24 protein-coding genes are annotated in these 25,316 nt (G+C 62.8%); 14 read left to right on the plus strand and 10 right to left on the minus strand.

Annotation, left to right across the window (positions count from 1 at the left end; all coding sequences use genetic code 11):
- Positions 1 to 33: 33 nt before the first annotated feature.
- The 6 genes from ACX3P0_RS00450 to ACX3P0_RS00475 all read left to right on the plus strand — a co-directional run bounded on the left by ACX3P0_RS00450 (position 34) and on the right by ACX3P0_RS00475 (position 6,725).
- Positions 34 to 921, plus strand: coding sequence for an outer membrane protein assembly factor BamD (locus tag ACX3P0_RS00450; protein WP_459085874.1), 888 nt, complete (start codon positions 34 to 36; stop codon positions 919 to 921).
- Positions 922 to 927: 6 nt separating this feature from the next.
- Positions 928 to 2,604, plus strand: a complete 1,677-nt coding sequence (gene recN / locus ACX3P0_RS00455; protein ID WP_459085875.1) for a DNA repair protein RecN — start codon at positions 928 to 930, stop codon at positions 2,602 to 2,604.
- Positions 2,605 to 2,735: 131 nt separating this feature from the next.
- A complete protein-coding gene (ligA, locus tag ACX3P0_RS00460; protein WP_459085876.1) occupies positions 2,736 to 4,886 on the plus strand; it encodes an NAD-dependent DNA ligase LigA in 2,151 nt (716 codons plus the stop codon).
- Between the two features lie 2 nt (positions 4,887 to 4,888).
- On the plus strand, positions 4,889 to 5,578 hold the full coding sequence (locus tag ACX3P0_RS00465; protein ID WP_459085877.1) for a DUF2461 domain-containing protein: 690 nt from the start codon (positions 4,889 to 4,891) through the stop codon (positions 5,576 to 5,578).
- A gap of 110 nt (positions 5,579 to 5,688) precedes the next feature.
- Entirely contained in the window at positions 5,689 to 6,432 is a 744-nt protein-coding gene (locus ACX3P0_RS00470; RefSeq protein WP_459085878.1) for an AzlC family ABC transporter permease, read from the plus strand.
- Positions 6,429 to 6,725, plus strand: coding sequence for an AzlD family protein (locus ACX3P0_RS00475; RefSeq protein WP_459079515.1), 297 nt, complete (start codon positions 6,429 to 6,431; stop codon positions 6,723 to 6,725). The genes ACX3P0_RS00470 and ACX3P0_RS00475 overlap by 4 nt, the downstream gene beginning before the upstream one ends.
- Before the next feature lie 235 nt (positions 6,726 to 6,960).
- On the opposite strand, the gene ACX3P0_RS00480 is transcribed toward ACX3P0_RS00475, so the two are convergent.
- From ACX3P0_RS00480 to ACX3P0_RS00490, 3 genes are all read right to left on the minus strand, one after another.
- Positions 6,961 to 8,805, minus strand: coding sequence for an aminopeptidase P family protein (locus ACX3P0_RS00480; RefSeq protein ID WP_459085879.1), 1,845 nt, complete (start codon positions 8,803 to 8,805; stop codon positions 6,961 to 6,963).
- Positions 8,806 to 8,948: 143 nt separating this feature from the next.
- A complete protein-coding gene (locus tag ACX3P0_RS00485) occupies positions 8,949 to 9,824 on the minus strand; it encodes a 50S ribosomal protein L11 methyltransferase (RefSeq protein WP_459085880.1) in 876 nt (291 codons plus the stop codon).
- 17 nt (positions 9,825 to 9,841) lie between these two features.
- The gene (locus tag ACX3P0_RS00490) at positions 9,842 to 10,420 is read right to left on the minus strand and encodes an SCO family protein (protein WP_459079518.1); all 579 of its coding nucleotides are present in this window, start codon (positions 10,418 to 10,420) and stop codon (positions 9,842 to 9,844) included.
- Positions 10,421 to 10,623: 203 nt separating this feature from the next.
- Here ACX3P0_RS00490 and ACX3P0_RS00495 point away from each other — a divergent pair, with 203 nt between their 5' ends.
- The 3 genes from ACX3P0_RS00495 to ACX3P0_RS00505 all read left to right on the plus strand — a co-directional run bounded on the left by ACX3P0_RS00495 (position 10,624) and on the right by ACX3P0_RS00505 (position 12,405).
- Entirely contained in the window at positions 10,624 to 11,127 is a 504-nt protein-coding gene (locus ACX3P0_RS00495; RefSeq protein ID WP_459085881.1) for a CreA family protein, read from the plus strand.
- 100 nt (positions 11,128 to 11,227) lie between these two features.
- On the plus strand, positions 11,228 to 11,866 hold the full coding sequence (locus tag ACX3P0_RS00500; protein WP_459085882.1) for a DapH/DapD/GlmU-related protein: 639 nt from the start codon (positions 11,228 to 11,230) through the stop codon (positions 11,864 to 11,866).
- Between the two features lie 191 nt (positions 11,867 to 12,057).
- Positions 12,058 to 12,405: a hypothetical protein gene (locus ACX3P0_RS00505; RefSeq protein ID WP_459085883.1), complete on the plus strand. Its 348-nt coding sequence runs from the start codon at positions 12,058 to 12,060 to the stop codon at positions 12,403 to 12,405.
- A 63-nt stretch (positions 12,406 to 12,468) separates the two neighbouring features.
- Here the strand turns inward: ACX3P0_RS00505 and ACX3P0_RS00510 are convergent, their stop codons facing one another.
- Positions 12,469 to 13,656: a hypothetical protein gene (locus ACX3P0_RS00510; protein ID WP_459085884.1), complete on the minus strand. Its 1,188-nt coding sequence runs from the start codon at positions 13,654 to 13,656 to the stop codon at positions 12,469 to 12,471.
- Positions 13,657 to 13,937: 281 nt separating this feature from the next.
- On the opposite strand from ACX3P0_RS00510, the gene ACX3P0_RS00515 reads away from it, so the two are divergent.
- Positions 13,938 to 14,366 carry a low affinity iron permease family protein gene (locus ACX3P0_RS00515; RefSeq protein WP_459079523.1) on the plus strand — a complete coding sequence of 143 codons (429 nt, stop codon included), beginning with the start codon at positions 13,938 to 13,940 and terminating at the stop codon, positions 14,364 to 14,366.
- Positions 14,367 to 14,459: 93 nt separating this feature from the next.
- On the plus strand, positions 14,460 to 14,741 hold the full coding sequence (locus ACX3P0_RS00520) for a hypothetical protein (protein WP_459079524.1): 282 nt from the start codon (positions 14,460 to 14,462) through the stop codon (positions 14,739 to 14,741).
- A 16-nt stretch (positions 14,742 to 14,757) separates the two neighbouring features.
- Here ACX3P0_RS00520 and ACX3P0_RS00525 read toward each other — a convergent pair whose 3' ends face one another.
- The 3 genes from ACX3P0_RS00525 to ACX3P0_RS00535 form a co-directional block, all read right to left on the minus strand.
- Positions 14,758 to 14,955: a hypothetical protein gene (locus ACX3P0_RS00525; protein ID WP_459079525.1), complete on the minus strand. Its 198-nt coding sequence runs from the start codon at positions 14,953 to 14,955 to the stop codon at positions 14,758 to 14,760.
- Positions 14,956 to 15,039: 84 nt separating this feature from the next.
- Complete coding sequence (locus tag ACX3P0_RS00530; protein WP_459085885.1) at positions 15,040 to 16,437, minus strand: DUF2778 domain-containing protein; 1,398 nt, start codon at positions 16,435 to 16,437, stop codon at positions 15,040 to 15,042.
- A 328-nt stretch (positions 16,438 to 16,765) separates the two neighbouring features.
- Positions 16,766 to 19,486 (minus strand): UvrD-helicase domain-containing protein, encoded by a 2,721-nt coding sequence (locus ACX3P0_RS00535; RefSeq protein WP_459085886.1) that lies wholly within the window; start codon positions 19,484 to 19,486, stop codon positions 16,766 to 16,768.
- Between the two features lie 188 nt (positions 19,487 to 19,674).
- On the opposite strand from ACX3P0_RS00535, the gene ACX3P0_RS00540 reads away from it, so the two are divergent.
- Complete coding sequence (locus ACX3P0_RS00540; RefSeq protein ID WP_459085887.1) at positions 19,675 to 21,987, plus strand: glucose/quinate/shikimate family membrane-bound PQQ-dependent dehydrogenase; 2,313 nt, start codon at positions 19,675 to 19,677, stop codon at positions 21,985 to 21,987.
- 65 nt (positions 21,988 to 22,052) lie between these two features.
- Here the strand turns inward: ACX3P0_RS00540 and ACX3P0_RS00545 are convergent, their stop codons facing one another.
- Positions 22,053 to 22,484 carry a hypothetical protein gene (locus ACX3P0_RS00545; RefSeq protein ID WP_459085888.1) on the minus strand — a complete coding sequence of 144 codons (432 nt, stop codon included), beginning with the start codon at positions 22,482 to 22,484 and terminating at the stop codon, positions 22,053 to 22,055.
- A gap of 225 nt (positions 22,485 to 22,709) precedes the next feature.
- On the opposite strand from ACX3P0_RS00545, the gene ACX3P0_RS00550 reads away from it, so the two are divergent.
- Positions 22,710 to 22,958 (plus strand): hypothetical protein, encoded by a 249-nt coding sequence (locus ACX3P0_RS00550; RefSeq protein WP_459079529.1) that lies wholly within the window; start codon positions 22,710 to 22,712, stop codon positions 22,956 to 22,958.
- Between the two features lie 8 nt (positions 22,959 to 22,966).
- On the opposite strand, the gene ACX3P0_RS00555 is transcribed toward ACX3P0_RS00550, so the two are convergent.
- Positions 22,967 to 23,176: a hypothetical protein gene (locus ACX3P0_RS00555; RefSeq protein WP_459085889.1), complete on the minus strand. Its 210-nt coding sequence runs from the start codon at positions 23,174 to 23,176 to the stop codon at positions 22,967 to 22,969.
- Positions 23,177 to 23,304: 128 nt separating this feature from the next.
- The gene (locus tag ACX3P0_RS00560) at positions 23,305 to 23,790 is read right to left on the minus strand and encodes a thioesterase family protein (protein WP_459085890.1); all 486 of its coding nucleotides are present in this window, start codon (positions 23,788 to 23,790) and stop codon (positions 23,305 to 23,307) included.
- Between the two features lie 104 nt (positions 23,791 to 23,894).
- Between ACX3P0_RS00560 and ACX3P0_RS00565 the strand changes: the two genes are divergently transcribed.
- Positions 23,895 to 25,304: an FAD-binding oxidoreductase gene (locus tag ACX3P0_RS00565; protein WP_459079532.1), complete on the plus strand. Its 1,410-nt coding sequence runs from the start codon at positions 23,895 to 23,897 to the stop codon at positions 25,302 to 25,304.
- Positions 25,305 to 25,316: the final 12 nt, after the last annotated feature.

The raw sequence follows: 25,316 nt of genomic DNA on the forward strand, positions 1-25,316 counted from the left end.
AGAGAAATCGCGCCGAAAGGGCAAAACCGGATCATGTTTTTCCAAAGAACGGGCCACTCGAAGGCTTCGGCGCAATCGAACAATCCCGCACGGTCGGTCTTTCTGGCGCTCTGCGTAGCTGCCGCTCCGCTGTTGCTGTCGGCGTGCATGTCGTCGGAAAAGGATATCGACCTGTCGACTTATGTCGAGCAGACGGAACCTGCCGATGTGCTCTACAATCAGGGCCTGGCCAACCTCAACGCCGGGCGCCTCGAGGAGGCGAGCAAGAAGTTCGACGCGGTCGACCGCCAGCATCCCTATTCGGAATTCGCCCGCAAATCGATGGTGATGGGCGCATTTGCCGATTACCGCCAAGGCAATTACGACGAAGCCATCGGTTCGGCCAAGCGCTATCTGACCCTCTATCCCTCGACCCCGGACGCGGCCTACGCCCAGTACATTATCGGCCTCAGCTATTTCCGGCAGATCAAGGACGTCACGCAGGACCAGAAGGAAGCCCGCCAGACCTTGCAGGTGATGCAGGACCTGGTCACGCGCTGGCCCGATTCGGAATATGTCGAGGACGCCAAGGCCAAGGTTCGTTTCGCCAACGACCAGTTGGCCGGCAAGGAAATGCAGATCGGCCGCTATTATCTCGAGCGGCGCGAATATATCGCGGCCATCAAGCGGTTCCGCGCCGTAGTGGAAAACTACTCCAACACGCGCCATGTCGAGGAAGCGCTTTCGCGTCTGGTCGAAGCCTATTATGCGATGGGCCTGACCGACGAGGCGCAGACGGCGGCGGCCGTGCTTGGGCATAACTATCCGGTCAGCCCGTGGTACAAGGACTCCTACAAGCTGCTGCAGAGCGGCGGGCTTGCGCCGCGCGAGAATGCCGGCTCGTGGATTTCCAAGGCCGGGAAACTGATTACCGGCGCCTGACGGCCAATGCTCGCCAGGCTGTCGATCCGCGATATCGTTCTGATCGAAAAACTGGACATCGACTTTTCGTCCGGCCTTTCCGTGTTGACCGGCGAAACGGGCGCCGGCAAGTCGATCCTTCTCGATGCTCTTTCCCTAGCACTTGGTGCACGCGGCGACGCCTCGCTGGTGCGCCACGGCGCGAGCCAGGGCCAGGTGACGGCCGTATTCGACGTGCCGCGTAACCATCCCGCCCGCACGCTTTTGGCCGACAACGCCATCGAGGACGATGGCGACATCATCCTGCGCCGCTTGCAGACGGCGGATGGGCGCACCCGCGTCTTCGTCAACGACCAGCCTTCCAGCGTCACCCTGATGCGCGACATCGGCCATGCGCTGGTGGAAATCCACGGCCAACACGACGAGCGCGCGCTGGTCGATCCGGGCGCGCATCGCGACCTGCTGGATGCGTTCGGCGGCCATGTCGGCGCGGCCCGTTCGACAGCGGAAGCCTGGCGGTTCTGGCGCGCGGCCGAGCAGGAATTTTCACGCCACCGCGCCAAGGTGGAGGCGGCCGCCCGCGAGGCAGACTATTTGCGCGCCTCGGTGGCCGAACTCATACGGCTCGACCCGCAGCCGGGCGAGGAAACCGATCTGGCAGAACTGCGCGCCTCGATGATGCGGGCCGAAAAGATCGCGTCCGAAATCCAGGATGCGCAGGACGTGCTTTCCGGCCCCGCTTCGCCTCTGCCGCAACTGGCAAGCCTGCTTCGCCGCCTTCAGCGCAAGCTGACGGACGCGCCGGGCCTGCTCGACGAGGTGGTCAATTCGCTGGACGAAGCGATGCTGTCGCTGGACGCCGCGCAATCGGGCGTCGAGGCGGCGCTACGGGCTGCCGAATACGATCCACAGCGTCTGGAAAAGGCCGAGGAACGGTTGTTTTCGCTGCGTGCCGCCTCGCGCAAATACGGCGTTCCCGTCGACGATCTGGCGCAGCTGCGCGATACGATGTCGGCCGATCTTGCCGATCTGGACGCAGGCGAGGGGCGGCTGCACGAGCTGGAGAAACAGGCGGCGGCGGCGCGCGACGCCTATGACGTTTCCGCAGCCCATCTTTCGGCGCTTCGCCATGGCGCTGCCGCTGGACTGACCAAGGCGGTGATGGCCGAACTGCCGGCACTGAAGCTGGAGCGGGCCGAATTCATTGTTGGCCTGACCAGCGAAGCCGGCAGCCGCATGGAAGAGGGCATCGACAGCGTCGAATTCAGGGTGCGCACTAACCCCGGCACGCGCCCCGGCCCGATGATGAAGGTGGCGTCCGGCGGCGAGCTTTCGCGATTCCTTCTGGCGCTGAAAGTGGCGCTTGCCGATCGCGGCTCCGCACCTACTCTAGTGTTCGACGAGATCGATACCGGTGTCGGCGGTGCCGTTGCCGACGCCATCGGCCAACGCCTGGCGCGGCTGTCGCAGCGCGTGCAGGTGCTGTCGGTGACGCATGCGCCGCAGGTGGCGGCGCGCGCGGCCACGCATTTCCTCATTTCCAAGTCGGGCGGTGCCGATCGCGTCGCGACCGGCATTGCCGAGATGGACATGGCGGCACGGCAGGAAGAGATCGCCCGGATGCTGGCGGGTGCTACCGTCACCGTCGAAGCGCGCGCCGCCGCCGAGCGGCTGCTCAGGGAAAATACGCTGGCTGCTTCCTAACCGAGTATGCAGATGGGAAACTGATTCAGGGGATGGCAGTATCCTGCTGTTCTCCCGTTATTTTTAGATGAGTGCTCTCGCCTCAGCCCGAATCTGACTTATTGTTACGCTCCAATTTTCGGATCGAAGCCATGCCTGAAACGCCCGTCGATACACTGACTGAAAGCGAGGCCATTGCCGAACTGGAGCGGCTGGCCAACGAAATCGCAGGCCACGATCTGCGCTATCATGCCGACGACGCCCCGACGATTTCGGATGCCGAATACGATGCGCTGCGGCGGCGCAACCTTGCCATCGAGCAGCGCTTTCCCGATCTGGTGCGCGCGGATTCGCCGTCGCGCAAGGTCGGTGCCGCACCTTCCGGCACGTTCGGCAAGGTGGTCCATGCCGTGCCGATGCTGTCGCTCGACAATGTCTTTTCCGACGAGGACGTGCGCGACTTCGTGGCCAGCGTGCGCCGCTTTCTGGCCTTTCCGGCTGATGACAGGATCGTCTTTACTGCCGAGCCGAAGATCGACGGCCTGTCGATGTCGCTGCGCTACGAGAACCGGCGGCTGGTGAGCGCGGCGACGCGCGGCGACGGAACCACCGGCGAGAACGTCACCGCCAATATCCGCACCATCGGCGAAATTCCCGATCACCTGCCCAAGGACGCGCCGGAGGTGGTGGAGGTGCGCGGCGAAGTCTATATGCGCCGCGACGATTTTTTTGCGCTGCAAAAGCGGCTTGCCGAGACCGGCCAGTCAATCGCCAATCCGCGTAACGGCGCTGCCGGCAGCCTGCGCCAGAAAGACCCGGAAGTGACGCGCTCGCGCCCCTTGAGGTTCTTCGCCTATGCCTGGGGCGAAACCAGCGCGCCGCTTGGGCAAACGCAGTACGACGTGGTCAAGCGGTTCGGCGACTGGGGTTTTCCGACCAACGACCGCATGGTGCGGTGCAGTTCGGTCGAGGAAATTCTGGCGCATTATCATGCCATCGAGGCCGAGCGGACCGAAATCCCCTACGATATCGACGGCGTCGTCTACAAGGTGGACCGCCTTGACCTGCAAGAGCGGCTGGACTTCCGGTCGCGCAGCCCGCGCTGGGCGACCGCGCACAAATTTGCCGCCGAAAAGGCGATGACGGTGCTGAACGGCATCGACATCCAGGTCGGCCGCACCGGCGCGATGACGCCGGTGGCGCGGCTGGAGCCGGTCACGGTCGGCGGCGTCGTCGTCACCAATGCCACCCTGCACAATGAGGACTACATCAAGGGAATCGGAAATAGCGGCCAGCCGATCCGCGACGGCCGCGACATCCGGGTCGGCGATACGGTCCTTATCCAGCGCGCTGGCGACGTTATTCCGCAAATCCTCGACGTGGTGCTGGAAAAGCGCCCCGAAAATGCCGTACCTTATGAATTTCCGCATGTCTGCCCTGCCTGCGGCAGTCATGCGGCGCGCGAGGAGGGTGAGGCGGTGTGGCGCTGCACCGGCGGGCTGATCTGCCCGGCGCAGGCGGTGGAGCGGCTTCGCCATTTCGTGTCGCGCGGTGCGTTCGACATCGAAGGGCTTGGCGAAAAGCAGATCGAGTTTTTCTTCCATGCCGAAGACCCGGCGCTCAAGATCCAGTCGCCTGCTGACATCTTTACGTTGAAGGCGCGGCAGGCGGCTTCGCTGACCAAGCTGGAAAACATCGACGGGTTCGGCGCGACATCGGTCGGCAAGCTTTATGCGGCCATCGACGAGCGACGCAAAATCGCTTTTTCGCGGTTCCTCTTCGGGCTGGGCATCCGCCATATCGGCGATACCAACGCCAAGCGGTTGGCGCGCCATTTCCTGTCCTTCGCAGCCCTTCGCGAGGCCGGCCAAAACGCGGTGATGCCGCAGGGCAAGGGCGATTCCGGAAACACTGCATGGCAGGAATTGAACGGCATCAACGGCATAGGCGGGGTGGTGGCCGAGGCGGTTGTCGATTTCTTCGGCGAGGAACACAATCGGCAGGTCGTCGACGCGCTGCTGGCCGAGGTGACGCCGCTGGACGAGGAGCGCATCGGTGCCGTGGAAACGCCGGTTTCCGGCAAAACCGTGGTGTTTACCGGAGCGCTGGAAAAAATGTCGCGCGACGAGGCCAAGGCGATGGCCGAAAGGCTGGGCGCCAAGGTTGCCGGCTCGGTATCGAAGAAGACCGATCTCGTCGTGGCCGGGCCGGGCGCCGGATCGAAGCTCAAGCTTGCCGCCGAACTCGGTATCGAAGTGATAGACGAGGACGCGTGGTTCGAGCGGATCGGCAAGGGAACCTGACGGTGGGCGACTTTCAAGGTTTTGGCGAAAAGGCCATTCCCTTCCTGAAGGCGCTCGACTTTCACCAGAGCCGGGAATGGTTCCTTGAAAACAAGGATCTGTTCGAGCGCGAACTGCGCGAGCCTTTGGGCGACCTGGTCGAAACGCTCACGGAGCGCTTTTCTGTGGCCGATCTTGGCCTGAAGGGCGACCGCAAGAAATCGCTGTTTCGCATCAATCGCGACGTGCGCTTCGCCAAGGACAAGCGGCCTTACAACCGGCATCTGTCTGCGATTCTGTCGCGGGACGGCACCAAGATGGAGCAGGGTGTCTTCTTCGTGCATATCGGACTTGAGCGTTGCTATGCTGCAATCGCCTGGTGGCAGCCGGAAGCGGCGTTGTTGCTGGCCATGCGGCAGGCCATCGCGAACCGTCCGACAGAATTCCGCGCGGTGGTCCGTTCGTTGCGCGAAAATGGCCTGGAACTGGACCCTGAGGGGTGCCTGAAGCGCCTGCCGCGCGGCTTCGAGCCTGTGGCAGATGCCGATCTCGGCGCTGCCATTCGCAACCGGAACTTCGTCGTTCGCCACACCATCGACCCGAACGGTATCCACAGACCGGCGCTGGTCGATGAATTAATGGAGTTCACGCAACGCGCCAGGCCGCTGCTGGATTGGGGCCGGGCCATCGAAGCCAAGGCCGGTCAGCGATAGCCGGACTGCCGTCTCTCCTCGCATCACTTCCGTTGATTGCTTGGGTCAAGCGAATTCGTGTGACAAGCCGGGTGGCGAATCCTACATAGCGACCCTCGATGGAGCGGCGCATGTCTGTGGGTACGATGGAAAATTCGGCGGCCGGCGATTTCTGGCAGGGCGTACGCCTGTCCCTGCCGGTGGTGGTGGCGTCGGCACCGTTCGCTATGTTGTTCGGGGCGCTGGCCATCGACAATGGGTTTTCGGTGTTCGAGGCCTTTTTGATGAGCGCTACCGTGTTCGGCGGCGCCAGCCAGATGGTCGGCATCGAACTGTTCGGCCACCATGTCGCGCCGTGGCTGATTGTGCTTTCGATCTTTGCCGTGAATTTTCGCCATGTGCTCTATTCGGCAGGCATCGGGCGGCGCATCGCGCACTGGCCGTTCGTGCAGCAGGCCTTCGGCTATTTCATCCTGACCGATCCGCAGTTCGCCATTGCCGAGGCGAGGGCGGAGGCGGGCAAGCAGGTTGGCTTCGTCTGGTATCTGGGCCTTGGCCTGCCGGTCTATGTATTCTGGGTGGCCGAAACCTTGATCGGGGCGCTGCTTGGCAAACTGATCCCCGATACCGGAGCGCTGGGCATCGATTTCCTGCTGCCGATCTATTTTCTCGGGCTTGTGATGGGCTTTCGCAAGCGGCCCTTGTGGCTGCCGGTGGTCATCGTCAGCGCGGCGGCATCGATCCTGGCCAACAAGACGATCGGCTCGCCTTGGCATGTAACCGTGGGCGCGCTGGCGGGCGTGCTGCTGGCGGTCATCCTGCCGCCGCATCACAGCGGCGTCACGCGCCCGCTGGCGACGGAGCAGGAAGTATGAGCACCACAGTCTGGATCATCCTGTTTGCGGCGGTCGCGACCTACCTGACCCGCATTGGCGGGCATCTGGTGATTTCGCGGTTCGAAACCATTCACCCACGCGTCGAAGCCGGGCTGAATGCGGTGCCGGCGGCGGTGCTGACCACGCTGGTCGCGCCTGCGGTGCTGACGGCCGGCCCTGCCGAATGGGCGGCGCTGATCGTGACCGCGCTCGCCTCGCTGCGCGGGGGCCTGATGACGATGTTCCTGGCCGGGGCTGCCGTGTTGATTATTTGCCGGCAGTTTGTGGGTTGAGGCCTTGTGCGTCCTTCGAGGCTCGCTTCGCTCGTACCTCAGGATGAGGGGTCTTTGTGCGCTCCGTGTCGTCTGTGATGTCCGACAAAGATTCCGCTCACACCTCAGGATGAGGGCGGTTGGTGCTGATCTTCCTCATCTCAAGGGGCGTGCAAGATAAGGGCGGTTTGCGCTGACCTCCTCATCCTGAGGTGCGAGCAAAGCGAGCCTCGAAGGACGCACTGAAAAGAAGGTGTCAGCCTTTTTCGTCGTGCGGCAGCGGCGCTGTCGCCTGTTCCAGCCACGCCAGCGTCTCGCCGTCCAGAATCGGGCCGATTTCGGCCAGAACGCGGGCATGGTAGGCGTCCAGCCATTGCAATTCTTCGCGCGTCAGAAGGTCGGCCACGATCAGGCGCTTGTCGATGGGCGCGAGCGTCAGTGTCTCGAAATCGTGCATCGGCAGGTCGCCGCGATCGATCATGGAAGCCGGCGTCACCAGGATCAGGTTTTCGATGCGGATGCCGTAGGCGCCTTCCTTGTAGTAGCCGGGTTCGTTGGAAAGCATCATGCCTTCCAGCAGCTTTTCCGTGCCGGTGCGGGCGATGCGCTGCGGCCCTTCATGCACCGCGAGATAGGAGCCGACGCCGTGACCGGTGCCATGGGCGAAGTCACAGCCATGCTTCCACAACGCCATGCGCGCCACCGCGTCGATCTCCGAGCCGCGCGTGCCGACGGGGAAACGTAGCGTCGAAATGCCGATCATGCCCTTTAGCACCAGCGTGAAGCGCTCGCGCATTTCCTCGGTCGGCTGGCCGACCGGCACGGTGCGAGTAATGTCAGTGGTGCCGTCCTGATATTGTGCGCCTGAATCGAGCAGGAACAGTTCGCCCTTGCCAAGCTTGCGGCTGGTGGCGCGCGAGACGCGGTAATGCATGATCGCGCCGTTCGGGCCGGCGCCGGAAATCGTGTCGAAGGAAACGTCGCGCAGTGGCATCTGCATTTCCTCGCCGGTGAGGCGGCGGCACTCCTCCAGCTTGGTCACCACGGCGATTTCGTCCAGCGAGCCGGGTTTCTGGCGATCGAGCCAGCACAAAAGCTTGGTGACCGCCGCACCGTCGCGGCGGTGCGCGGCGCGCGAACCGGCGATCTCCGCCTGGTTCTTGGTGGCGCGGGGGATGCGCGCCGGGTCGGCGGCGGAAACAACAGTGCCGCCGCTTTCCTCGATCAGCATTTTCAGCTTCTCGGCCGCCAGCACCGGGTCGAGCGCGATCTTCGCGCCGCTTTTCGCCAGATCGGAAATCGCCGTTTCGAAATCGCCCGGTGTGTGAAGTTCGGCAAGCTGCGTCAGATAGGCGGCAACGGTGCGTGAAAATTTCTCCGGGTCCATGAACAGGCGATGGCCGCCATCGGCTGCGAGCACGGCGAAGCCGAGCGCCAGCGGCGTATGCGGAACGTCGCGGCCACGAATGTTGAAGGCCCAGGCGATGGAGGCGGGGTCGGTCAGCACGGCGTGCGTCGCGCCGTCGTGCTCGATGCTGGCGGCGAGCCGCGCCAGCTTGTCCTTGGCAAGTTCCCCGGTAAAAGCGATTGGGTGGATTTCAACCGGCTCCACGGGGGCTGCCGGCTGGTCTTCCCAGATGGCGTCGATCGGCTTGCGGTCGAGCGGCACCAGCGTCGCCCCGACCTTGTCGGTGGCGGCTTTCAGCGCCTTTGCTTCGCTCAGCGTATGCAGCCACGGGTCGAAGCCCAGCCGCGCGCCCTTGCGCAAATTGTCCTTGATCCACGCCGGCGGCGGGTTGTCGACAAGGCTCTCAATGGCGAAGATTTCGAGATCGACCTCGTTGCGCACCTGCAGCGTGTAGCGCCCATCGACGAAGACGAAGGCGCTGTCCTTGAGCACGATGGCGACGCCGGCCGAGCCGGAAAAACCGGTCAGCCATTTCAGCCTTGCGGCGCGGGCAGGGACGTATTCGCCCTGATGCTCGTCGGCGCGGGGCACGATGAACCCGTCCAGTCCGTTTTTCGCCAGCCATTCGCGCAGGAGGGCTACGCGCGGTTTGCCGACCGAAGGATCGCCGGCGGAATCGAAAGTCTGGAACATGGATGCAACGCCTTTGCCGGATTTGTTATGCGCGAAACTAGCGGTCTCGCCATCGGCTGACAATCGGCGGCGTGTGGGCCAACGGTGTCTATCGCCTAGGGAAGGTACCCTGACCGCAATAGGATGCTATGGACCTGCCGCGCTCAGCGCTTGAGGTGGATCGTCACCCAGCCTTCGAGGTGGATGGTGCTGATGTGTTCGAATTTTTGCGCGACATAGGCAGACACTACCGCATCGTGCTGACGGTCGAGGATGCCAGACAGGATCAAGGAGCCGCCCGGCGTCAGATGCGCTGCCATGTCGGGCGCGATTTCCATCAGCGGACCGGCAAGAATATTGGCGACGATCAGGTCGAACGGTCCGCGCTGGGTGAAGATCGGATGTTCGAAGCCCGGAGCCGTTACGGTTTCGACCAGTTCCGACGTATCGTTGAGCTTGGCGTTACCCGCCGCGACTTCGACCGCCACCGGATCGATGTCGGTGGCCAGCACCGGGATATGGGCAAGCTTGGCTAGCGCGATAGCGAGGACGGCACTGCCGGTGCCAAGATCGAGCGCATTTTTTGGATGCTCGGCCTCCACCACGCTTTCCAGCATTTCGAGACAGCCGGCGGTGGTGCCGTGATGGCCGGTGCCGAAGGCAAGGCCCGCCTCGATCTCGATGGCGATATCGCCTTGGCGGCGCTGGTCGCGGTCATGCGCGCCATGCACGAAGAAGCGACCGGCGCGCACCGGCTTCAACCCTTCGAGCGAGCGCGTCACCCAATCGATATCGGGCAGCACTTCGCGCTGGATCGGCGTGGCGATGGAAAGTTCGGCGAGGATGGCCCGCATCCGTGCCTCGACCGTCTCCACGCTCTCATCGAAGGCATAGAGCGAGATTTCGTGGATATCGCGATCCTCGTCGATTTCCGTGATCGCCAGCGGCAGGCCCTCTTCCTCGAAGGCTGGTTCGAGTGCGGCGAAGGCTCGCTCCGCCACGGTTTTTCCGGCGGTGAAGTGGAGTCTGGTCTGCGTCATCGGGGTGGCGCGCTTTCCTAGCCTTCCGCAGCCAGGCGTTTGAGCTTGGCGAGGGCGTTTTTCGGATCTTCGCCATAGGCGATGGTGCCGGCAAAGTCACCCTTGGCGTTGAGCAGCAGCACGGAGGCCGTATGGTCCATGGTGTAGTCGCCGTCGCTCGTTTCGACTTTCTTCGAGAAGATGCCGAAGGCCTTGGCCATGGCGTGGACCTTTTCGGGGTCGCCGGAAATGCCGACGATGCGGTCGGAGAAGTTTGAGACGTAGGCGTTCATCACCTCGGGCGTATCGCGCTCCGGATCGATGGAAACGAAATAGGCGTGCAGGTTCTTACCTTCGTCGCCGAGCGTCTTCAGCCAGCCCGAAAGTTCGAAAAGCGTGGTCGGGCACACTTCCGGGCAATGGGTGAAGCCGAAGAACACGACGCTGGGGTGGCCGTGAAACGCCGCCTCGGTGATGGGCTCGCCGCGCTGGTCGGTCAGGGTGAAGGCAGCGCCATATGCCTCGCCGCCATAGTGGCCGCGATACCAGTCGAAGGAGAGCCAGCCTATGCCGGCCAGCATCAGGACCAGAATGCCGATCAGGATCGAGCGCATCATGTGAAAATTTCCGTCTTTTTTCGAGCCTGCCCTTGGAGCGGGAAGCGCGACCATACCGCCTTGCCGCAGGTCGGGCAAAGCGCCGCAATGCCGCAATGTCGTAATCATCACGCCAAGCGAGGCCTAATGCGTAAGGCGGCGGCTTGCAATGCGGGGCGGACTTTCCCACCTGAGGCTGACGAATTTGTGATCTGGAGGCATCCTTGCTGAAAAAGACCGGAAAGAGATGGATCGGCGGCCTTGTCGCGGCGTGCGTGCTGGCTGCGGCCGGCACCGCCAGGGCCGAGCAGGTCGGCAAGGTCGGCGTCGACTGGCTGGGCAACGATATCGTCGTCGAGGCGATCAAGGACCCCAAGGTCGAGGGCGTGACTTGCCATGTCTCCTATTTCGACCGCGGCATCGTCGACCGGCTGCAAAAGGGAAACTGGTTCGAGGACCCGTCCGATTCTGCGATTTCGTGCCACCAGACAGGCCCCATCGTCATCGGCGATATCGATATGAGCAAGGGTGGCGAAGAAGTCTTCAAACAGGGCATCACGCTGATCTGGAAGAAGCAGGTGGTGAACCGCATCTATGACAAGGCGAGCGATACGCTGATTTATCTGTCGCATTCGCGCCAGGTACAGGACGGCTCCGCCAAGATGGCGCTGACTTCCGTGCCGCTCTACGGCCAGAGCGTGGTGTGGAGCAAGGGCCAGCCGAAATAGCACCGGCTTGCGGTGGTGCGCGTGAAACACTTTGCTTTGAGCATCGGAATAATCCGAAAACCGGATTCCACTTTTCGGTCCGATGCTCTAAAGCCGCTCCATGGACCGACCTGAACACCTCCTAGTCAAGGATTCCGAGCCGCGCGCGCACCCGACTGCGGAACTGAAGGGGTGCCGGCTCGGGCGCTTCGTCTCCATCGGTGAGCGCGTTATCCTGCGCGAAGTGAGCGTCGGCGACTTTTCCTATTTCGAGCGCCATGCCGAGGCGATCTATACGAGTATCGGCAAGTTCTGCTCCATCGCCGCCAACAGCCGCATCAATGCGCTGGAGCATCCGATGGAGCGGCTGACCACGCACAAGGTCAGCTACCGGCCCAACGAGTATTTCCGCTTCCTCGGCGTCGATTCCGCTTTTCGCGAGCGGCGGCAGGCCAAGCAGGTCGCCATCGGCCATGATGTGTGGATCGGCCATGGCGCGGTGATAATGCCGGGCATAACCATCGGCAACGGCGCCATCGTCGGCGCCAACGCGGTGGTGACGCGGGATGTGCCTGCCTACACGATCGTCGCGGGGGTGCCGGCAAAGAAGCTGCGCCGCCGGTTCCCCGAAACCGTGGCGGCACGGATCGGCGCCTTGGCGTGGTGGGACTGGCCGGCGGAAAAGCTGGCGAAAGCCATCCCCGACATGCAGACGCTGCCGATCGAGGCGTTCCTCGACCGTTGGGAAGCCGCCGCGTAACGCGCCTTTTGGCCCGCACCGGTAACCATTTCGCTTAACGGTAAAGATTAGCGTTAACAAATGGAAAACGGGGTGTATTGGCGAATATAAGCAATCCTTAGTTGCAATTCATTTCTCCAGATGTCCTAATGGTTGTGGAGGTACACCAAAGGAAGTCGAGGGAAACACTGTCAGCAACAAGGAGAGAAGTCATGAATAAGTTCGCATTTGTAGTCGCTGTTGCAGCCGTTTCTTTCTATTCTGTAGGCGCCCAGGCCGGTGGATTTGGCGGCAAGACCAAGATCATCGGAGGCAATAGCGGCGTTTCCAGCGGGCTGATCAATATCTCGCCGTCGATCGGGCTCGGCAATGTTACCGCGCTGAACAATATCCTCAGCGGGAATGCGATCCTGAGCGGCAATGTCGTTTCGGGCATCCTCAGCGGCAACAGGACCAATGTCGGGAACGGCATCCTCGGCACGGTCGGCCTTAGCGGGATCGGCAGCGCGCTGGTCGGCAATCGGACCAGCTACAAGCTGCACAGCCGGCGCCACCGCTAAAGGTCAAGGTGTGGGCATTCGGTTGCCCACATCAACGGGCAGGAGGGTTTTTCGCCCTCCTGCCTAAATTTTTGCGCGCAGGCCTATGAAAGCGTCGACCGTGCTTTGACGTTCGTCGATCACGGTCTTGAACGTCTTCGAATAGTCCAGCCTCAGAACGATCGCGGTGAATGGGTTGACGTCGCAGGTCAACTCCGCATAGAGGCCCCGCTTTCGCTCCACGTTTTCGAACAGCAGGTTCTCCTTGGCTTCCTTGAAGACGCCCGCCGCCAGGGCCAGGTTCTCGCGAATTTGCGCGCCGATTTCCAACTGGCCGCGCCGGAGCCAGGAGGCGAGCGGGTCGTCGCTGTCAATCGTCTCGTAGCGGCCGAAATAGGTGCCTCGCAACTCCAGCCCATGCCGCAGCTTCTTGGTGAAGCCGGCTTGCCATGTCGGGCGCAGCCGGCTGTAGATGCCGTCGGCGCCGCGCAGTAATTCGCCCCCCGCCGAAAAGCCGAAGGTCGAGCCGTCTTCAGCGGAAAAGGTCAGTTCGCCGCGCAACGCATAAGTCGATAGCGATAGCGCCACCGGCGGGGAGCCCAGCTCTTCGACCGAGACGACAAGGGCGTCGCCGGAAGCCCCGATGGAAAGCCGGCCGAGGCTCCGCGTGAGCCGTATGCCGAGTCGGGCGCGGTTGAGGTCGGGGTCGAGCTTTGCCGGTAGCAGCCAATCGTCTTCGAAGCGAGTAGAGCCAATCTTTTCGAAGCTGTCGGCGGCTTCGATGACGAGCGTCGTGGCATTGCCGAGATCGACGCCGATCTGGCCCGTCGCCTCGACGATGTGCTTCAGCGTGTTCGTTCCCAGGACCAGAGGCCCGATCGCCAAATCGTCGCCTTCGTCGAAAACGCGATAGGAGAGGGAGCCGCGCAGTTCGAGGCCGGGGCGCAACTGGCGGAACGCCTGCACCGATAGCGCCAGCGCGCGGTCGTCCTCGATGGAAACCGTGTCGTGGCGCGTTGCCTGGAATTCCGCGCCGAGCGTCACATTGGCTGCGTTGCCGCCCCATTGCCGCTCCAGGGAACCGCGCATCAGCGTGTACCAGTCGGCAATGGCGAGGTCGCTGTCCAGCGCGTTGCTGGTCCAATGGCGCTCGACGCTGGATGTCGCGTGAAAGCCGTCTTCGGACCCGGCATGTGCGGCGGCGGCCCAGCACAGGGCGATCAGCCCGGCTACGATCCGATGCGTATTTCTTCGTGCCGGTCTCGGGGTCATCTTTCACGCCACGGGCTGGGAAGCATGGCCAGAACCTCCGCAGGTCAAGCCCCTTCCGCCTGCGGGGTGTCGAGACGGAAGGGGCCGGGGTACACCGCCGTGAAGCGGAAGGAACAGGCTTCTTGCCTGCATGGCTACCATCTCATCAATCGCATAAAGTGTAATGGTAATATAATAAACTTTTAAGTTGTATGAAGTTGTGGCGGTGGCTTGGACCGCTTGCCGTAACGGAACCCGATGGGCCGCCGAATGTTTTGTTCTGCGCCAGGAGAGGTCGGATCATGCTCGAACAGAAGTTCACGAAAATTGCCAACAAGGTTGCCCATATCACGGGCCTGCCGCTGACCTTTGCCGTCTGTGTGTCGGTGGTTGTCGTCTGGGCGGTCAGCGGTCCCGTGTTCCATTTTTCCGACACCTGGCAACTGATCATCAACACCGGCACGACCATCGTGACCTTCCTGATGGTGTTCCTGATCCAGAATACGCAGAACCGCGACGGTGCGGCCATCCAGGCCAAGCTTGACGAACTGGTTCGCGTCAGCACCGGCCACAATCATTTCATCGGCATCGAGCACCTGACCGAGAGCGAGGTCGAGGAGATCCGTACCAAATGCGAGCAGGCCGCGACGCGCCACGACAAGGAACTTGCCAAAATTGCCGCCACGAAAGCCATTGCGCGCAAGCGCGTGTCGAAAAAGAAGACTGCTTGAAGACCGCCTCCGATTGGCTAGCCCTGCACCGGCCGCAAGGGTTGACCGTCAGCGCCTTGCTTGCGCATGGTGCCGCAGCATGGAGAGACGATATTGACCGACTGGCTGGATATTCTGAAGCAGCAAACTGCGACCGGCGACCAGATGAGCCGCGCCGTGGCCGAGATGCTGGCCGATCCCGCCATCACCGAAGATCAGGTCAGGACGCTGTTTGCGGCCGTTGAGCAGCAGGCCGATTTCGTCGAGAAATTGACGATGGCCCTGGAAAAGTTCGGGCATGATTTTCCCGTCATCCAGGCGGCCGAGCGGCTGGAGGAGCGTTATGGCGACCTCGCGGCCAGCGTCGCCGAAAAGCTGAAGACGCTGCGGGGATAGGTCCGCGCCGCCGGTATTATCTCAACTGACGCTCGAACCGCCGGTCAGGGATAAACCACATGGTGGCGACCATCACATAGATCGTGAGGCCGAGCCACTGGCTTATCGGGGTAAGCAGGATGCCTATAATGTAAAGGAGCAGCGAGAGCTTGCCCTTGCTGTCGCGCCCAAGCCCCTTGACGAAGGCGGAATCGGCGTCGTGCAGACGTCGCAATTCGGCGGCGAGGATCCAGTAGGCGAAGCGGCCGCAAGGGGTGGGGAAAGATTTTTTGAGGACGCGCTGTGGGTAAAAGGGGAGCTATACGCCCTGGCCGTTCTTGGCGATGCGGGTGGACGAGCGCGAGCGCCCCGGCACCACGACGATCTGCTTGATCTTGCCCTGCTTGAAAGCCTTCAGGAAGCGGTCGTAGTCGGCGAAAGCGACACAGCCATGCGATTGGCCAGGGCGTCCGCGTAGCAGGTAGCTATGGGCAAGAATGCCGTCGCGCCCGTATTTGTTCTTGCCGTCGACCGGCAGCATCCGGATGGCTTCCACCCCGTGGAATCGGGACTCCCGCATCACCAGCCGGTAGGTGTTGGGCGGGGTCGGGCCATTCATCTTCTGGTTGGCATAGCGAGGATTGTCTGCCATGTGGCCGACGCCCGAATGCGCCTCCAGTACTTGCCCGTTGGGAAGCGTCACGGTCTGGGCGGAAATGTCGTACACGGCCACGCCGTTGCCGGCACTTGGCGAGCCGGATGAGGAGAACAGGTTCTTGAACGCCTGGCCGATGCTCGGAGCGTCGTCGTCCGGCGGTGCATAAGCCAATGTCTGCTGCCGTTCGCTTCCGCTTCGCCCAGGCTTTTGCACGTCAGGCTTGGGCGCCCGGCGCTCCGCCGTCTGGGTCCGGCGCGGCTGAGCCGCTTCCAGCGTAGGGCGGCTATCGGGTAGAGGCACGCGTTCCGGCGCGATTTCGAATAGCTCGACCTCGGCGGTTTCGACCGGCGCGGTGGCTTCCAGGGCCGCCAGCAAAGGCATGGCCGGGCCGGTCGGCATGGCGGCCTGGGGCGCATAGGCGAGCCGGATTTCAGCCGCCCCGGAAAGCGCCAGGGCCAGACGTGACGACCGTTCGACTTCCGCCACCTGAGGCCCAAACCGCGCCGTGTCCGGACCGGAAGGATCGGCGAGCGAAACATTCCTTGCCGCCGGGTAGAAGCGGTCGTTGAGGGAAGCACGTCGCTTCAGGTCAAGCTCGGCTAGTTGAGCTTTTGCATGGGCCAGCACTGCCGCAAGCTGGTCATGGCTGAGCGAGGCGTGCGTGCGGTCGAGACGTTGCTGTGCGGCGGCATCGAAAAGTGAGATCGTTTTCAAGGTAGCATCGACGGCTTTTGCCGAGCGCGGCGCCTTCGCCTGTTGAACGATATACGGCTCGCGCTGCCGGCATTCGGGCATGCAGCCGGGCTGTGATGGCGCGGCGTAAAGGGTTGCGGCCAGTGCGAGCCGCGCCGGCGTTGCGGCATTGCGCGAGTAGCCGGGGGACGAGGTCAGCGAGGTCGCGATCAGGACGAGGCCCGCAATGCCGGCCAGCGACAGCAAGGCCACGCCGAGGCCCGCGCCCGAGATCGCGACGCAGCGGACAACCATGCCGGGTCCGGTCAACGACCTGGACGAGGCAGCGTCATTCTCGCTACGGATTTCACTACGCACAAACGCCATACCAGCAACTCTTCTTCAACCGGAAAACACAGATCGCGTGAGCGCGCAGGAAGACGTTCCTCGCAAGCGCATATCTGTTACCGATTGATGCAAAGGATGGACAAGGATGGTTAACCAATCCCTTGCCTATCGCGAATTTTAGGGTTCGCACCCGCTTTTTTTGAACGTTCCCTCTCGCAAACAAGAAGCCGACAAAGCCCATCCCAGACTTTCAACTGCCGGTTCTGGCTCGAAAAGTCAAGGAAACAGGGATGTCCGGCCTATATGGGAGGCAAGACGGACAGTGCGGGTGTCGGGAAAGGCCGGTGCAAAACCGGCCTGAGGCCGCTCAGGCCGGCGCGACGAAACCGTCCAGAACCTTCTTCTGGCCGGCCTTGTCGAAGTCGATCGTCAGTTTGTTGCCTTCGACGGCGGCGACGTTACCGTTGCCGAATTTCTGGTGGAAGACGCGGTCGCCGACGCTGAAGGCGGACGGCGTGTCGGCAACCGACTTGGCCACCAGTTCGCCGTCGATGGTGCGGCCCTTGACGGAGCCACGGCCCGCGCCATAGCCCGAATCCGTCTCGCCATAGCCGATGCGCTCGACCTGATGGCCGGAACGCGTGCCCCAGTTGCGGCTCGTCGCCTCGGTGCGGTTGGCTTGCGCGCGCTGCCAGCCGGGCGTCGCGTAGGTGTTGGAAAAGGCACCGGATTTTTCTGCGCCGCCTTCGCCGAGCTTGTCAAAGCGCGAGGCGCCGTAGGGATTTTGCCGGCCGCGCTCGCCAAAACCGCCGCGTCCGCCCGCGAAGGACGAGCCGCCATAGGGGTTGCCGTAGCCGCCGTAGGAATTGCCCGCCTCCTGCACTTCGACATGGGCTTCGGGCAGTTCGTCGAGGAAGCGCGAGGGAATGGTCGATTGCCATAGGCCGTGGATGCGGCGGTTGGAAACGAACCACAGATGCAGGTTCTTCTTGGCGCGAGTCAGGCCGACATAGGCGAGGCGGCGTTCCTCCTCCAGCCCGGAGCGGCCGCCTTCGTCCAGCGCGCGCTGATGCGGGAACAGGCCTTCTTCCCAGCCGGGCAGGAAGACGGTTTCGAATTCGAGGCCCTTGGCCGAATGCAGCGTCATGATGGAAACGGCGTCGAGGCTCTCGTTCTGCTCGGCGTCCATGACCAGGGCTACGTGTTCGAGGAAGGAGCGCAGCGATTCATACTCCTCCATGCCCCGGATCAACTCCTTCAGGTTTTCCAGCCGACCGGGCGCTTCCACTGAACGGTCGTTCTTCCACATATCGGTGTAGCCGCTTTCCTCGAGGATCGTCTCGGCCAGTTCATTGTGCGGCGTGGTGTCGAGCGCGCCCTGCCAACGGGCGAAATTCGCGGTGATTTCGCGAAGTGCCGCGCGCGGCTTCGGCTTCAACTCGTCGGATTCGGCCAGCTTGCCCGCCGCTTCCAGCATGGGCACGCGCAGCGCGCGGGCGGTGTCGTGAATCTGGCGGATGGCGGCTTCGCCAAGCCCGCGCTTGGGCACGTTGACGATGCGCTCGAAGGCGAGGTCGTCGGCTCCTTGCGCGACAACCCGCAGATAGGCCATCGCGTCGCGGATTTCCTGCCGCTCATAAAAGCGCGGACCGCCGATGACGCGGTAGTTCAGGCCGATCTCGATGAAGCGGTCCTCGAAGGAGCGCATCTGGAACGAAGCGCGCACCAGGATCGCCATGTCGTTGAGCTTGTGCTTGCCGCGCTGGTAGGCCTCGATCGTCTCGCCGATGGCGCGTGCTTCCTCGTCGGAATCCCAGGCGGCGTGGACATTGACCTTGGCGTCTTCCGGGTCGGGCCGGTCGGTAAACAGCGTCTTGCCCAGCCGTCCCTCATTATGGGCGATGAGGTGGGAGGCGGCACCCAATATATGCGCGGTCGAGCGATAGTTGCGCTCCAGCCGGATGACGGTCGCGCCGGGAAAATCCTTGTCGAAGCGCAGGATGTTATCGACCTCCGCCCCGCGCCAGCCATAGATCGACTGGTCGTCGTCGCCGACGCAGCAGATATTGACTCTGGTTTCGCTCACGGGCTGTTCCGCGCCAGTAGGCGCGGGCCCTCCGCGGGGGCCTCGCATAAGCTCGGGCGACCCGTCGGTCGCTCGGCCTTCGGCCGTATGCTCGTTAACCTCGCCCGAGGACGGATCTGGTACGCGAGCCATCGTATTTGTGCCCGGGCCCGTTTCACCCGATTGCTTAGGCCGCTGCGCCAGGAGCCGCAGCCACATATATTGCGCGGTGTTTGTATCCTGGTACTCGTCGACGAGGATGTATTTGAAGCGGCGATGGTATTCGGCCAGCACGTCGTGATGGGCGCGGAAAATGCGGATCGGGTGGCACAGCAGATCGCCGAAATCGCAGGCGTTCAACGTCAGGAGCCTGTCCTGATAGGCCTTGTAGAGTTCGCGGCCCTTGCCGTTGGCGAAGCCGCGGGCGTCGCCTTCGGGAATGTCGGCGGAACCGAGGCCCCTGTTCTTCCAGCCATCGATCATCTGCGCGAACTGTTTTGGCGGCCAGCGCTTGTCGTCGATGCCGTCGGCCTGGATCAACTGCTTGATCAGCCGCACCACGTCGTCGGTGTCGAGGATGGTGAAATCGGAGCGCAGGCCGGCTAGTTCGGCGTGTCTGCGAAGCAGCTTGACGCCAATCGAATGGAAGGTGCCAAGCCACGGCATGCCCTCGACCGCTTCGCCGACGAGCAGGCCGATGCGGTTCTTCATCTCGCGCGCCGCCTTGTTGGTGAAGGTGACGGCAAGTATCTGGCTTGGCCATGCTTTTCCGGTCGCAAGGATATGGGCGATGCGGGTGGTCAAGACGCGCGTCTTGCCGGTGCCGGCGCCGGCAAGCACCAGAACCGGGCCTTCGGTGGTTTCCACCGCCAGCCGCTGTTCGGGGTTCAGCCCTTTCAGGTAATCGGGCGCGGCATTGTGGCTCTGCCGTGCGGCCATCGCACGCGCGGCAATACCCGACGGGGCCGGGGGCCGCGCATCGGGTTCGTCGAAAAAGGGCATATCGTCTGCAACGCTAGACATCTTGCTGGAATGTAGTGATTCGCAACGGAAAGGCCAGAAGCGTCTCCGTTTTGTTCCGGTTTGAAGGCTTTTGCGCGGCGCATGGCGAGGGTTTCGCTTGTTTTTTTTGACAGAACGGTTTCGCGCCACAGATCAATTGGCGGATACCGGCCTGGCGGTGTCCAGTCGGCATCTGAGGGATCATCATCTTGGCTATTCTCATCACCACGATCATCCTCGCCCTTATCGGCCTGTTCCTGGGCATAGGCGGCGCGTGGCTCGCGGCCCTTGGCGGCAGTTGGTATTACCTGCTTGTCGGGCTGGGTTTCCTCGTCACCGCACGGCTGCTCTATCGGCGCAGGAGCGGCGCCTTGTGGCTTTACGCGGCAATCGTGCTTGGAACGCTGATCTGGGCGGTGTGGGAAATCGGCTTCGACTGGTGGTCGCTTGCGCCGCGCGGCGGCGTGGTGGTGTTGGTGGCGCTGTGGCTTTTGACGCCATGGGTGCGCAGGAAGCTGGCCGGACCGGATGGCCGCGCCGTGCTGATCTTTTCGATCCTGGCGGCGCTTGGCGTCGCTATTTACTCCATGTCTATCGATGCGCGCGACATGGCTGGAAGCCTGCCGAACGAGCCGATCACGCCGACCGCCAATCTCGGCGGCGATGCGCCGGCGGGCGAATGGCCCTATTATGGTCGCACGCAGTTCGGCCAGCGCTATTCGCCGCTCGACAAGATCACCACCGCCAATGTCGCCGACCTCAAGCCTGCCTGGACCTACCGGACCGGTGATATTCGCGGTCCCGACGATGTGACCGAGACGACCTATCAGGTAACGCCGCTGAAAATCGGCGACACGCTCTACATCTGCACGCCGCATAACTTCGCCATCGCCATTGATGCCGCGACCGGCAAGGAAAAATGGCGCTTCGATCCGAAGATCGGGCCGGAAAGCCAGCGCCAGCACCAGACCTGCCGGGGCGTATCCTATTATCATGATGCCAAGGTCGCGGCCGGCCAATCCTGTGCCGAGCGCGTCTATCTGCCGACGTCGGATGCACGCCTGATCGCGCTGGATGCCGCGAACGGTCAGGTCTGCCCGGCCTTCGGCAAGCAAGGCACCGTCGATCTCGATGCCGGAATGCCCTATCCGAAGGCCGGCTATTATTATTCCACTTCGGCGCCGCTGATCGCCGGCGGCAAGATAATCGTCGGCGGGGCGGTCAACGACAATTATTCGACGCAGGAGCCATCCGGCGTCATTCGCGCCTTCGATGCCGATACCGGCCAGCTCGTGTGGAACTGGGATTCCGGCAATCCCGAACAGACCGCGCCGCTGGCCGCGGGCCAGACCTATACCGCCAACTCGCCCAATATGTGGTCGACGGCGAGCGCTGACGAAAAGCTGGGCCTCGTCTACGTGCCGCTCGGCAACCAGACGCCGGACCAGCTTGGCATGAACCGCAGCGCGAACGTCGAAAAATACTCGTCATCCATCACAGCGCTCGACCTGAATACCGGCAAGGTGCGCTGGGTGCGCCAGACCGTGCATCACGACCTCTGGGACATGGACGTGCCGGCGCAGCCGTCGCTGATCGACATCACCACGGCCAATGGCGTGGTGCCGGCGCTGGTCGGACCGACCAAGCAGGGCGACATCTATGTGCTGAACCGCGAAACCGGCGAGCCGATCGTTCCGGTGACGGAAGTTCCAGCGCCGGGCGGTGCGATCGATGGCGACCGTACCGCGCCGACGCAGCCTAGCTCCGGCTTGAGCTTCAATCCGCCGCCGCTGACCGGGGCCGACATGTGGGGCATTTCCATGTTCGATCAGTTGGCCTGCCGGATCGAGTTCAAGCGGCTTCGCTATGAGGGGCGCTATACGCCGCCTTCGGTGCAGGGCTCGCTGATCTATCCCGGCAATTTCGGTACGTTCAACTGGGGCGGCGTCGCGGTCGATCCGGTGCGGCAGGTCATGTTCGGCATGCCGACCTATCTGGCGTTCAAGTCGCAGCTTATTCCCCGCGACCAGGTGCCGCCGCCGGATAATGGGCGCGGCAGCGAGCAGGGTCTGAACCGCAATGAGGGCGCGCCCTATGCCGTGGTCATGGGGCCGTTCCTGTCGCCGCTCGGCATTCCCTGCCAGTCGCCGCCATGGGGCTATGTGGCGGGAGTGGACCTGCGCACAGGCCAGATCGCCTACAAGCACCGCAACGGCACCGTTTACGACATGACGCCGCTGCCGCTGCCGTTCAAGGTGGGCGTACCGGGCATTGGCGGGCCGATGATCACGGCGGGTGGGGTCGCATTCCTGGGGGCTGCGGTGGACGATTATCTGCGCGCCTACGATCTGACCACCGGCAAACAACTCTGGCGGGCGCGCTTGCCGGCCGGCGGGCAATCCACGCCCATGACCTACACGGTAGCCGACGGCCGCCAGTTCGTCGTCATCGTCGCCGGCGGGCACGGCTCGATCGGCACCAAGGCCGGGGATTATGTGATGGCGTATGCGTTGGGGCAGTAGCGAGTAGCGAATAGCGAATAGTTTTTTCAACTACTCGCTATTCGCTATTTCGCTATTCGCTCCCCTCACAACCCCAGATGGCTTTTCAGGCCCGGCACATCGGCAAGCACCTGGTTGACGGTGTTGGGGCCTGCCACGACCTTGGCCTGCTGGACCAGCGTGGTGCCGGCCTGCTGGATTTCCTCGAGGGAAAGCCCCGATGCCTGCAATGCCGAAAGACCGTTGACGAGGGCGCCGGTCTTTTCGCCGAGCACGCCGCCCAGCGCCGACGTAATCGAACTGAGCAACCCGCCGCCAGAGGCAGCGCCTGCGGCCATCACGTCGTATTTCTGCGCCAGTTCCAGCGAACCCGGCAGCTTGTCGAACAGGGTTTCGGCGCTGGTGCCCTGCGCCTCGTGTTCCAGCACCGAGAGGATGGTGCCTACGACTTTTTCCGTGGTCAGCGGATCGATATTGACCTTGTTGGCGATGGTGTTGACGATGTCCTGCACGTCCATGGCTTCGTTCCTCTCACGCCCCAAGCCAAGGTATCAGCGAATATATCCCTCTTGCAATTATCTCTTATGCCGTGCCGCAATATCGGGACTCGCCCATCAAATGGGCCGACTGCCATTCTTTGGCCTTGTCCGTTGTAACTGATGCGGTAAACCTGTTGCGATTGGTACGCGCGACGGTGATCGCGCGCCTACCTATTGGCAATTGCGCGGCGCAAAGGACCTGGCATGGAAGACAATTTCGAGAAATACGCGGTTGCCGTCATCATTACCTTCGGCGCACTCATCGTCGCGGGCCTGATGGCAGCCGCAATCGGTTTTCATGACCGCGACGCGTTCCTGTTCGCGCTCGGCGCGACGACGATTGCCTGGATTGCCGGCCATGCCATGATCTTCGACATGCCGCGCGTCTATGCGGCGCTCATCGGTTTTGCGACGCTGATGGCCATCGCCTCGACGCTCGCCCTGGTTTTTTGAACCGGCTTTCAGGAAAGGGGCGCGGCGTGGCCGCGTCTCATGCGCGCCTGCCTGATGATGGCGCGCCAGCGAATCATGGTGAAGGGGATCGGCTCGTTGCTGTTGGCGATGTGAAATATCTCGTTGTTGAGGTTTTTCAGCGAGCGCCAGAAGTCATAGTCGGTGATGGCGGGATCGGCGGCCAGCCTTGCCGCTTCAACCTTGATATCGGTGCTCATGCCTGTCCCTTATACGGTGTCGCCCCACCGCTCGTTGCCATGGGGACGAATCTCCGACGGTCCGCTGATTCGATCAACGCATAAGGTCTGCTCGTTCGCGTTTAACAGTTGGTAAGGTTAACGCGCGCTCAGGCGGTCTTGCGGCGGATGCCGATGGAGCGGCCGGCGCGTTCCGGTATCGGCAGGCCGGCATGGGCCGCGCGCATCGCCTCGACCTTGGCCAGTACGTCTTCGGGGAAGGGCGCGACTTTTGGGCCTTCCATGTCGACATGCAGCGACAGCGTCTCGGACGTGGCGGCAAGCCAGCCGTCCACATGGCGGATTTCCTGGTAGGCGCGCAGCCGCTTGGCGTCATGGTCGATGAGTTGGAAACTGACGACGACCTTGTGGTCGAGATGCAGTTCCTGCACGTAGCAGACATGCACTTCCGCCGTGTAGATCGTCAGCCGCCGCTCTTTCACATAGTCCAGCCCCATGCCCATGGCGTCGAGCGCCTGGTCGGCGCAGCGGTCGAACAGCACGTTGTAATAGGCCATGTTGAGATGGCCATTATAGTCGATCCAGTCTTTCTCGATGTCCATCGGGCGGGATACGAACAGGGCGGGCACGGGCATCAAAAAAGGTTCCTTCTGGCAATTCGCTGGACACAATAGAGCGCGAGAGACTACCTCTCTATGGTGAAAATCAGGGGCGCACCGGCCCATTCGCGGAGGAAAGCATGGCGCTGAGCGACCTGTCGAGCGTGGAACGCAACGAGGAAGGCATTTCGGCGGTGCTCGGCATCCTCAAGCAGCGCTTCGGCGAGCGGTTCCAGACCGGTCAGGCGATCCGCGCCCAGCATGCCCACACCACCACCTATATCCCGACGCAAGCGCCCGACGGGGTGGCGTTTCCGGAAACGACGCAGGAGGTGCAGGAGATCGTGCGGGCTTGTGCCGCGCACCGTGTTCCGGTCATCGCCTTCGGCGTTGGTTCTTCGCTGGAGGGCCACACCAATGCGCCGGGCGGCGGCATCTCGCTCGACATGGCGCGGATGAACCGCGTGCTTGCCGTCCACGCGCAGGATCTCGACTGCACCGTCGAGCCCGGCGTGACGCGTGAGGACCTCAACCAATATCTGCGCGATACCGGGCTGTTCTTCCCGATCGATCCCGGTGCGAATGCCTCTCTCGGCGGCATGGCGGCGACGCGGGCGTCGGGCACCAACGCCGTGCGCTACGGCACGATGCGTGAGAACGTCTTGTCGCTGACGGCAGTGATGGCGGACGGCGAGGCGGTGACGACGGGAAAACGCGCCCGGAAAAGTGCGGCCGGCTACGATCTGACGCGGCTTCTCGTCGGTTCGGAAGGCACGCTCGGCATCATCACGGAACTGACGCTCAGGCTGCACGGCATCCCGCAGGCGATTTCCGGTGGCGTATGCCCGTTTCCGAGCCTCGATGCGGCGTGCAACGCCGTCATCGCGACCATCCAGATGGGCATTCCGGTGGCGCGGATCGAATTGGTCAATGCGCTGCAGATGCGGGCGATGAAGAATTATTCCCATCTCGATTATCCCGAAAGCCCGTGCCTGTTCGTGGAATTTCATGGCAGCGATGCGGGGGTCGCCGAACAGGCCGAACTGTTTGGCGAGATTGCGGAAGACAGTGGCGGCGGGCCGTTCCTGTGGACACGTGTGGCCGAGGAGCGCAACCTTCTGTGGAAGGCGCGGCACGATGCCTATTGGGCCTCGATGACGTTGCGGCCGGGCTCGAAGGGCCTATCGACCGATGTCTGCGTGCCGATCTCGCGACTGGCGGAATGCGTGGCCGAGACGGAAGCGGACATCGCCGAAATGGGGCTGATCGCACCGATCGTCGGCCATGCCGGCGACGGCAATTTCCATACGCTGGTGCTGATGGACGCGGACGATCCGGCCGAGATCGCGCTGGTCGAGAAATTCGTGGCGCGGCTCAATCTGCGCGCCATTGCGATGGACGGCACCTGCACCGGCGAACACGGCATCGGGCAGGGTAAGGCGGGCTTCATGCGCGCCGAGCATGGCCATGGTGTTGACGTCATGCGCACCATCAAGCAGGCGCTCGACCCGCTGAATATCCTCAATCCAGGCAAGGTTTTGCCGGCGTAAGTTTTTGGCGAG

This window comes from Mesorhizobium sp. A556 (genome assembly GCF_054489545.1).